Here is a 9,537-nt window from a genome sequence, read left to right on the forward strand (position 1 = left end):
CCACCAATATATTAAAAAGACAATAATCAAACCCAATAATACCAATGCTTCATGAAGAAAATCTTTTATATCAAGCATTATTTTTCTCCGAAGATATATTTTGATGCACTTCAAGGATTGTTTTTTGGAGCAAATCAAGGTCATATATTTTTCTTTCAATCAGGTAGTATTTTTCATCACTAAGTTTGGTTATTTCTTTATTTAATGTTTCAAATATTTCTATTAATGTCCCATCTTTATTGATAGTTTGCAAAAACTCTTCCATAGAAAAGTTTGTATCAATTATTTTATCAAGATACTCTTTTGTTGGAGGGATGCATGTTTTAGCATTGTTCATACTTGCTTCATTTAGTTCTTTATGAAAATGTTGAAGCAACAAAGACATTGTGTGCTTGATGAGCAGTTCTCTTCTTGCCTGAAGTTGTGTGCTTATTTTGCAAAATAAAACTTGTAGTTCCTTATCAGCTTCTGTGATAATCTCAATAAAATCCAGAACAATATTTTCATAGATTTTGGAGGCAAAAATTCGTAAATTGTTGTAATTAAAATCACTTAAGATATTATCCTTTTTTTTGATAAGCTCGTTTTTTGTCTGCCATTTTTTCAGCTCTGCTATGAATTCATCAAGGGAATTTTCAAACATAGCACTGATGCTTAGTGTGAATTTTGTGAATTTGTAATAGAGTGCTTTGTAGGTTCTATAGGGTCTTGATTTTTGATTCAGAAGTTCCTGATATATTGTTTCTGAATCAATCTTATAAGCCTTGAAGGTTTTCTTTTTTCCTTTTAGTATCTGGAAGAAATTTGGATTTTGTAAAAAAATCTGTGTTTTATATGAATGTGTATTTTTTAAAATACTCTCAATGATATTGTTTTTATCAAAATCCAAACTCACAAAAAAGAAATCTAATTCTTCGATAGTTTTGCTTTTAATAGAGTCTATTTTTTTGGAGAGATTTTCTATATTTGATTGAAGTAGAATTTTAAATTTCGAGTAAATACCAATAATATCGGAATAGTTTTTTTTGATCTTATTAACTACTAGCGTGAGTTCTTCCCTGATAAGTTCTTCTTTTTGTCTTTTTGCTGCTGGGATGATTTGGAGGTTGAGACGTTCAAATATTGCACTCAGGTTTGTTTTTTGTTCTTGAAGCTCTTTTGGTATCCCTGATCGATTTTGATAGAATATGTCGATGTTTTCTTGGGCATCTGTAAATATTTTTATTAATGATTGTTGATGTGTTTTGAATGCTTTAGATTTTATTTGCGAGTATTTTTGAAAAAGCCTTTGGAGCTCTTTTTGAACAAATAATTGCTCATCAATAGCGAGTTCTTTGTATAAAATGATTGGAGATATAGGTAAAATATCGCTGAATACTTCTGTGAAATGCTCTTTGAAAAAGTTTAGTGAAGCGATAATATCTTCAGGTTTTTCTAACACATCAATATGGCTGAGAATGCATAAAGAGGTATCTGTTTTTCTTTGAATATAAGGTTTGAATATGTTGAGTTCTTCCATATTTGCAAGATCATCAATGCGATTTATCCATATAATGATATCGCTTTGATTCATTTCTTCGCTTATATTTTTGATATTTTTTTCATCACTAAGTTCAATATCAGGATGCTTGTAAATGATTAGATCTTTGAGTATGGGAATGGGAAAATTTATCTCAAAATGCACGATTTTATCAAGTTCTTCTTGTGAGAGTTCGCTTATTGACAAGGTATTGAGTCCAGTGGTAGTGCGATCTTTGTGATAAGCTATGATAGATTTTGTATGTCCATAACCAATGATATAAGTTTTTTTTGCATGAGCTGAATCACTAGGAATGATATGGCTTTGTAAGATGGTGTTAATAAAAGTTGATTTCCCACTGCGTTTAGTGCCAAAGATTGAAACCTTCAGAGGTTCTTTGTATTTTTGGTCAATATTTTTTATGAAATTTTTAAGTTCAACAGATGGTGAAAATTTATCTTGGGTTAGTTTATAACTTATCTCTTTTATTAAGCCCTTTAGGCCTGACTCAAATTTTGGCAATAGGGAATCTTGGATGTTTTGATATTCTTTAATAAAATTTGAAATACAACTCATTGAAGTTCCCTTAATTCTTCTATATGTAGGGAGATTTTTTCTTGTATATTTTTTAATTTTTGAGTCTGCATGGCCTGTTCTTTTGTATTTACAGGAACAAATGCAGTAGAGTTATTTTTAATTAAAAATTCCATTGACTTTATCATTTGATCTATTTTCTCTAAAAATTTTGATTTTTTGTATTCAATTTTTTGATCTAAATAAGTTAGAATATTTTCATTGCTTAGTTCAAATGCCCTATTCATGGTATTTTTAATGTCTTTTAGTTTTGCACCATCACGCAAAATATGATTGATATATTTTTTAAGCTCATTGGTATAAAGATTCAGATCTCCTTCTGTGTATTGATATTTTGTTATTTCTCTTAGATTGTTTTCATAAAATCTTAGCAATTCACTCTCAAATGTATCTGGATCAATCAGGCTATAAACCAAATGTATATTTTCTATAAAGGCCTCAAGTCTTTTATCAAAGTGATTTTGGGTTTTTTCTATGAGGTATCTGAGATTATCTTTGAGATTACCTGTGATGATATTTTCTAACTTAGAGGCATTGACATACTTGTTTTTAGAACTTTCGTAGTTGATATAATCCAATAAATAATCCTTAAGATTCAGACCTAAGTTTTTTATTTTAATTTTTGTCTCCTGTGTGGTGTCTTCTATGGTTTTTGTCATTTCCTGGGTAAAATCTAATATTTTAATTTTAATATCTTCAAGCTTTTCATTAAGATTTTCTATATTCCTTTTGCAGGAGGATTGTTCTAATATGGCAAGATTTTTTTTGAAAATTTGTTTAAGATTTTCGCAAGTATTTAGGAGTAAATTTTGTGTGTATTGAGTGGGTTGCTTGAAAATAATATTTTCAATATAGTCCTCAAGTGCAATAATACCCGTATCTTCAATATCATATCCACGCAAAAGTGCTTCATCGTAATGATTTGTTCGATGGAGTAGAGCAAGAGTACTTGCAATTGGTATAAAATCTATTTTTGATATGTTTTTTTCAATATCCCCCAAAGAAATCTTTTTGATATCCTCGATAATGTTTTTGCTTAAATTTTTCAAATCAGGAAGACTCACCAAATCAGATCTAGTGAATACTATCAGAATCTTTTCCAAATTTTTATAATTGATTGCATTTGCTAAAAAATCAATATCTTTTTGTGAATGAGGCTTGGAAGCATTGATAAGATAAAGAGTCGCAATACTCTTTGAAATACAGGTTTCCACCTGGTGTGCTTTGTAGTTAAAAATTGTATTGATATTAGGCGTATTGATGAGTGTGAGGTTATTTTTTAGAAGTTCTACTGGAGAGTTGATGGTGATTTCTTTTACCAAGTAAGAGATCTTTGAATAATGCTTACTACTTGTGTAATTTTTAATATCATCGGTTTTCATATCCAATTCCATTCCATTAGGAGTGATATAGAAATCAATGAGGGATTGAAAAGATTCTTTATTTTCTCTTATGAGTTCGCTTAGATTATCATCAAAATATAGATTTTTGACAAGTCGCTCCCATTCATTTTGGTTTAGAAATTTCACAACACCTCTAGGTTCTTTTGCATATGAAACTTGGATTTTGTTTGTAGATTCAGGAATTGCAGATATTTCTAGTACATTTTGAGATAATATCGCATTTAGCAAGGTTGATTTTCCAGATTTTGCAATACCACAAATAGAGATATTGAATTTTGCTTGTTTTAATGTATCTACCTGATTATCTGCAAAATTTGCTAACCATATAGGCATAAAACCGATCTTTTTTGCATCTTCTAGTATATTTTCAATGTACTCAATATTTTGATAAAACCAACTACTTTTTATATCAAATGTCTTGAGTTTTTTTCTTTTTGGAGTTTTTTGGAGTTTTTGTCTGCTATTGAGTTGATGGATATGATGTTTAAAACTTGTTTTGATACATTGCTCTTCTTCATATAAAATAACCCCTCCAATTTTAAGAGTATTGAGATGCTCAAAGATTTCATAAATGAGATTGATATTGGCTTGTTTTTGTATATACTCTAGGACTTGTATTTGTAATGTTTGAATATGTTTTTGATTTGGTTTAAACCCTAACTTTTTCAGGAGATTTTCAAAAAAAGGCATATTCAAAAAAATATTTCTATTTCTATTGTTGCAGGATAAAATAATTGCAAAAAGCTCTGTCAAATCTTTATTTTCTAAATGAGAAATGTCAATTATTAGAGATTTTTCATCTTGGGCAGTATCATCAAATTCAAAATGAGTCTCTGGATAAACCAATGAAAAAAAATATTCTACAATATCATTTTTTGTGTCCATAAGATCCCGTTCTCAATTTAAAGATTTCTTAAAATAATATCATAATAATGCAATCAAACCAATTCATTAAAATATGATTATTTTTCAAATCTGCAAGACCATGTTTTTGTATATTTAAATACAAAAACATATGTGTTAGGCTTTATATATCCGAAATGTCTTCTAATATCCTGATAGAAATAATTTTATCATTAGGAGCAATACAATCCAAAACTTTCAAGCTCTCTTTATCAGATGGGCTGATTCTTCCAAACACAGTGTGTTCTCCATCAAGATGAGGAAGTTCTTTAAAACATAGAAAAAATTGACTCCCGCCTGTATCTCTTCCGGCATGAGCCATAGAAATAGATCCTTTTTTATGCTTATTGGGATTGTTGCTTAATTCGCACTTGATGCGATATCCTGGTCCTCCAGTTCCACTTCCATAAGGGCAACCTCCTTGTGCAACAAAATCATTGATAACCCGATGAAAAATCAACCCATCATAAAATCCATTTCCTGCCAAACTTGCAAAATTTGTTACTGTTTGGGGTGCATCTTCAGGAAATAGTTTTATGACCATATCCCCTTTTTCTGTTGATATGATGGCATATTGAAGTCTTTTGAGATCTTCTTGATTGATGTCATATGTTTTCAATTCTTCCATAATCGTCTTCCTTGTATTGAAATAAGCTAAATAAAACCTGAATTCTACCGATTTTAGGCTATGAAGTTTATTAAGTTAGCAAAAAGAGTTCAAGGAAGCGGATATCAGTATGTATAAAAAATTACTTTCATTTGTGATTTGTGCCATTGGATCTATGTTTTTGATACATACTTTAGCTTTTGCTTCAGAAGATGTGCTTGAAGATGAAGATGCCCCTGTTTCAGATAATTATCTGAAAGAAATACGTATTGATTCTTTAGAATCTTTCAAATGGATCTATAGCACTGCTGTTCTCACTGTTTATTTCAATAACGGTACTTTTAAGCAGGGCTTTGCTTTGTTACTTCAAGATGGATTTTATTTGACATCTTCTGAACTCACTTATAATGAGGGTCTTTATCCTCAAAAAATTATTGCAAAAATGCAAGATGATAGCGCGGATCCATTGATTTGCATAGCTCAACTTCGCCTAAAGGTTATGGACAGCAATAAAGGCTTATCATTACTTGAAACAACTGCTTTTACAGATGATTATTGCAACACAAGAGCAGAGAGCTATTACCATAAACGCATATACGATAAGTATGCTCAAAATATATTTTCAAAAAAGCCAACTCAAGAACTCATTAAAGATGGATTGTATTACCCAATCATTAAACAAGCCGATACTTTTGGAGTCCGCAGAACTTATTTTATCAAGGAAGAAAACCACTACAACCAAAAATTAGCAAAAGAAATTTCCTATGGCTATTCTTTGCCTTTTGACGATCAGGGAAGATTTGTTTTTGGCAAACCCTATTTTGATAAAAATGGTGATTTTTTGGGAATTTTTAGTGTCCTTACAGATTCTTATTTGCCTGTTTTGATAAAAAAAGAAATTGTACAGGCCTTCATATGCGAATCAACAGAAAAAAATATTTTAAAAGATCAGGTTTTTAGTAATGTCTGCAAAAATCATTTTTATCATATAAATTCTCAAACCAAAATAGCGAACAACACTCAAAAATAACAGCAGTTTATAATAACTAAATTCAAGATAAACTAACTATCTTCATCAAAAACAATCATGAAAATTTTATATTTCAAATTATTTTAAGCATTAAAATTAAAATAGTAATGTTTAATTATAACAATTGATGATATAATTATTATTAAAACCCCAATCAAAAGGATAAAAATGAACTTTAAAATAATGCTTTCAGGTTTAGGAATTTTACTCTTAGTAGGTTGTGTTCCTCCTACTGTGAAACCTCCAAAAAATGATCTAGGAAGAGCCTATGAACTCTATAATGGTTTAAGAATCAAAAATGACTATAAAAAAGCCAATGAAATTGCAACTAAAGTGTGTAACTCCAATGAACTTGTGAGTCCTTATGGGTGCTTTTTAGCAGGGTGGGGATATTACAATGGCAAAGGAGTAGCCAAAGATTATCAAAAAGCTTTTGAATACTTCAATAAGGGTTGCGAAGACAAGAAGATTGAAACCAAAAGATATACTAACGATGATGATACTGTTCTGACAAAAAAATCACAACTCAAATATTCTCAAAGAGCTTGTTATATGCTAGCTAAAATGTATGAGAAGGGTTTAGGTGTTCCTGCTGATTATATCAAAGCATTTCAGGTATATCAAAAAGCCTTTATTGCAAAGACAAGAAAAATCACAGAGAAAAAACGAATTGAAGAAGAAAAACCCGTTAAACTCTCTAAAACAATGCAAGAAAAACAAAAAATACAAGAAGGGATAAAAACTCCTGCCAAAACAAAACAAGAAGCTGAGGAAGATTTTGATTATCAACTGATGCAATTTCCAGTCCTAGAAAGTAGTTTATCATTTGAAGAACAAAAATATACTTTAAAAACCAATCAGATTCTTAAAGAAATTCTCATAGATGGTCATTTTTATAAAAATAACCCACTTTATATTCAAGAAGATGGCGATATGGGATTTTTTGTTTTCAATGATTATCTCCTTGAATCAAAAGTTGATTACTTCTCAGATATAAGTGATAATATATTGCTTGATGCAAAAGCAAAACAAATCAAAGAGCAACAAAAACTTAGGACAAAATCCAAAATAGATACAAAACTTAAAGTATTCATTCAAAAAGGCGATTTATTGGCTTTGAAACGAGATGATAGAAGTTCTTATCAAGTATTTTTGAATGCCATTATCAACAAGAATTCACTTTTAGATATGAATAAAGCAATCACCTTTTATGATTATCTCATCAAAGAAAGTGCTAAATACAAGCACAATCACCCAGATAATCCAATCTATCAATTAGTGATTGTTTATGCTTATGGTCATTTAGATATATTCGCTTATATGAATAAGGGAATTGCTAATGAAATGCTTTATGCAAGTTCAAAAAATCCAGCTTATTTCAGAGAATCCTTACAAGCTTATGGAAAAGCATGTGATTTGACCTATGTTTTAGGCTGTGCTTTTTATAAAAACCTTATTGATGGATTGAGTAATTTGCCTTAAAAGCGAGAGTAAAAGAGGTTAAAATTAAAATCATTAACGGTAGTATAACCTCTTGCTAAAAAATCACAAGAGGTCTCCAAAATTATTGTAGAATCTTGATTGTTGAATCAAAAATTGCTACAATCAAGCTCAGATCTGATTTTGCTAAAATTCCACAAAAATGAAATGAAGTCTATATTTTTAAAACAAGGGGGGTTCACAATGATCTTAAATGCAATCATAGAGAAAGATAAAGATGGATATTTTGCTTATATCCCTGAACTTAAAGGCTGTGTGTCAGAGGGAAATACTTATGAAGAGGTGATTTTAAATATCAAAGAAGCAGGAGAGCTTTATTTAGAAAGTCTTGAAAGCGAAGAGATTTTAAATATTCAAAATAAAACCACTTCAATCATAGCACTTGATTTATCAAATGCCTGAATTACCAAAACTCACTCCAAAACAAGCTAAAAAAAATGTTGTTAGAAAACGGCTTTATCATTAGATAGAAAAAAGGGTAGTAATAGGATTTATATTAAGAATCAGAATGGTTTTGCCTCATCATACTGGAAAAACGTTGCACCCAAAAATCATCAAACAGCTTTTTGAAATAACAGAGCTAAGCAATTCCTGATCAAACTTGATTATATAAGCAATTTTCCATTTGTAAGCTTTTTCGCCATAAAGTCCATTACTAAAATTGCAAATCCATCTTTAGTAACGTTGTAGTATTTGTATCTTTGATCTGTTATTTTCACATTATCTAGATTTGTTGTTTGTGATACTCTAAGATAATCCAATTTTAGATTTTCCAAGAGAATCAATTTTTTTATTACATTCCATTCCAAGTAAATGAAAGTAAATGAAAAAAACAGAGATTTCATTTACTTTTGAATCAAATCAGAGGGGATTTGGAGTGAAATTGAGTTAAAATCAGCGAGATTTCTGCTGATGAATAGAATTCTTTCACTTTATTCAACTATCTCTTTCTCAATACATCATTTTGTCTTCTCAACTCTCCAAATTCCCATTTTATCGATATTTGTAAGATTGAAAAGTTTATTTAGAATGATTACTTTTGGATTTTTTTATGACAAGTTCTGTGGATTTTTCTTACTTTTTAAGAATGTTTTAAACATTATTTATTTGGAATGCAGTATAATTTCACTGGATTTAATGTATCAACAACAACAACTCAAATGATGAAGGATTCCTATGACAACAATGAATTTTTTACGTACCATACTGCACATCAGTGCCAAAAATACCGATGTAAGTGATAATTATTCTCTTGGGGGGGGGGGTTCAGATCTCTTAAAAGCTCCCTCTTCACACTCAGGTAATACCAATCAGTTTTCTAGTACTGAAAGATTTCAAAGCAACCTAAATTGCAATACTATTTCAAGTGAAGTTGATGCTAATGCTAGGAAGTCTAGGAATGAAAGTTCTAGATTTTCTGGAGATTTTCACAACCATAGCAGTGCTAAGGAATGGGATAGTTTTTTAGCATGTTCTGCTCAAGCTAGTCTTGATGAAAAGAAAAGAGAAGGGTTTCTCCTTGATGGTACTTCAAGACCTAATGGCAGTCCATTTGTAGTTTCTACAGACTTTGAATCTTCAAAGTTTTATCATTCTCAGAGAATTGAGGATATTAAGGAATTTGAGACTCATTTGAATGCTAAGGGATCTAACCCTGATGGTACTTCAAGACCTGTGAATCCCAAATCTTCTAAAAAAGCATTTTTCCCTTTATTTTCATTAGTGCTTTCTACGCTTTTATTGCCATTCACAGCAGACATCGCACAAGCAGCTCTATCATCTTCAGATATAAGGCTTTTATCTGCAGATCATGGGAACCTCAATAGGCCTGAAGTCTATAGTTCAGGAGATGCGAGATGTCTTTTAAGTGGAGATAAAGCTTGTGGTAGAGTCACTCAGAGTTTTGCAAATATGTTCAACATCACTAAAAATTCAACCTATAGCGATGTTTATTATTTGAAATATAATTACAATATTGGCA

8 protein-coding genes and 1 pseudogene are annotated in these 9,537 nt (G+C 30.4%); 5 read left to right on the forward strand and 4 right to left on the reverse strand.

Annotated features, from left to right (window positions below):
- Window positions 1-70: 70 nt before the first annotated feature.
- The 3 genes from BKH42_RS07480 to BKH42_RS07490 form a co-directional block, all read right to left on the reverse strand.
- The gene (locus BKH42_RS07480; RefSeq protein WP_095295998.1) at window positions 71-2,095 is read right to left on the reverse strand and encodes a hypothetical protein; all 2,025 of its coding nucleotides are present in this window, start codon (window positions 2,093-2,095) and stop codon (window positions 71-73) included.
- Window positions 2,092-4,401 (reverse strand): dynamin family protein, encoded by a 2,310-nt coding sequence (locus BKH42_RS07485; RefSeq protein ID WP_095295999.1) that lies wholly within the window; start codon window positions 4,399-4,401, stop codon window positions 2,092-2,094. The genes BKH42_RS07480 and BKH42_RS07485 overlap by 4 nt, the downstream gene beginning before the upstream one ends.
- A 142-nt stretch (window positions 4,402-4,543) precedes the next feature.
- On the reverse strand, window positions 4,544-5,047 hold the full coding sequence (locus BKH42_RS07490; RefSeq protein ID WP_095296000.1) for a peptidylprolyl isomerase: 504 nt from the start codon (window positions 5,045-5,047) through the stop codon (window positions 4,544-4,546).
- A gap of 109 nt (window positions 5,048-5,156) precedes the next feature.
- On the opposite strand from BKH42_RS07490, the gene BKH42_RS07495 reads away from it, so the two are divergent.
- From BKH42_RS07495 to BKH42_RS09875, 4 genes and pseudogenes are all read left to right on the forward strand, one after another.
- Window positions 5,157-6,056: a hypothetical protein gene (locus tag BKH42_RS07495; protein ID WP_095296001.1), complete on the forward strand. Its 900-nt coding sequence runs from the start codon at window positions 5,157-5,159 to the stop codon at window positions 6,054-6,056.
- A 168-nt stretch (window positions 6,057-6,224) separates the two neighbouring features.
- On the forward strand, window positions 6,225-7,538 hold the full coding sequence (locus BKH42_RS07500) for a tetratricopeptide repeat protein (protein WP_095296002.1): 1,314 nt from the start codon (window positions 6,225-6,227) through the stop codon (window positions 7,536-7,538).
- A 201-nt stretch (window positions 7,539-7,739) separates the two neighbouring features.
- Complete coding sequence (locus BKH42_RS07505; protein ID WP_095296003.1) at window positions 7,740-7,958, forward strand: type II toxin-antitoxin system HicB family antitoxin; 219 nt, start codon at window positions 7,740-7,742, stop codon at window positions 7,956-7,958.
- Window positions 7,951-8,151, forward strand: a pseudogene (locus tag BKH42_RS09875) (type II toxin-antitoxin system HicA family toxin). Before BKH42_RS07505 ends, BKH42_RS09875 begins: the two are co-directional and overlap by 8 nt.
- Window positions 8,152-8,161: 10 nt before the next feature.
- Here the strand turns inward: BKH42_RS09875 and BKH42_RS09785 are convergent.
- Complete coding sequence (locus BKH42_RS09785; RefSeq protein ID WP_219349847.1) at window positions 8,162-8,317, reverse strand: Rha family transcriptional regulator; 156 nt, start codon at window positions 8,315-8,317, stop codon at window positions 8,162-8,164.
- 415 nt (window positions 8,318-8,732) lie between these two features.
- Here BKH42_RS09785 and BKH42_RS07520 point away from each other — a divergent pair.
- On the forward strand, window positions 8,733-9,537 hold an 805-nt coding region (locus BKH42_RS07520), incomplete at its 3' end, for a hypothetical protein (RefSeq protein ID WP_143428587.1).

The sequence above is a fragment of the Helicobacter sp. 13S00482-2 genome (genome assembly GCF_002272795.1).
GTDB lineage: Bacteria > Campylobacterota > Campylobacteria > Campylobacterales > Helicobacteraceae > Helicobacter_J.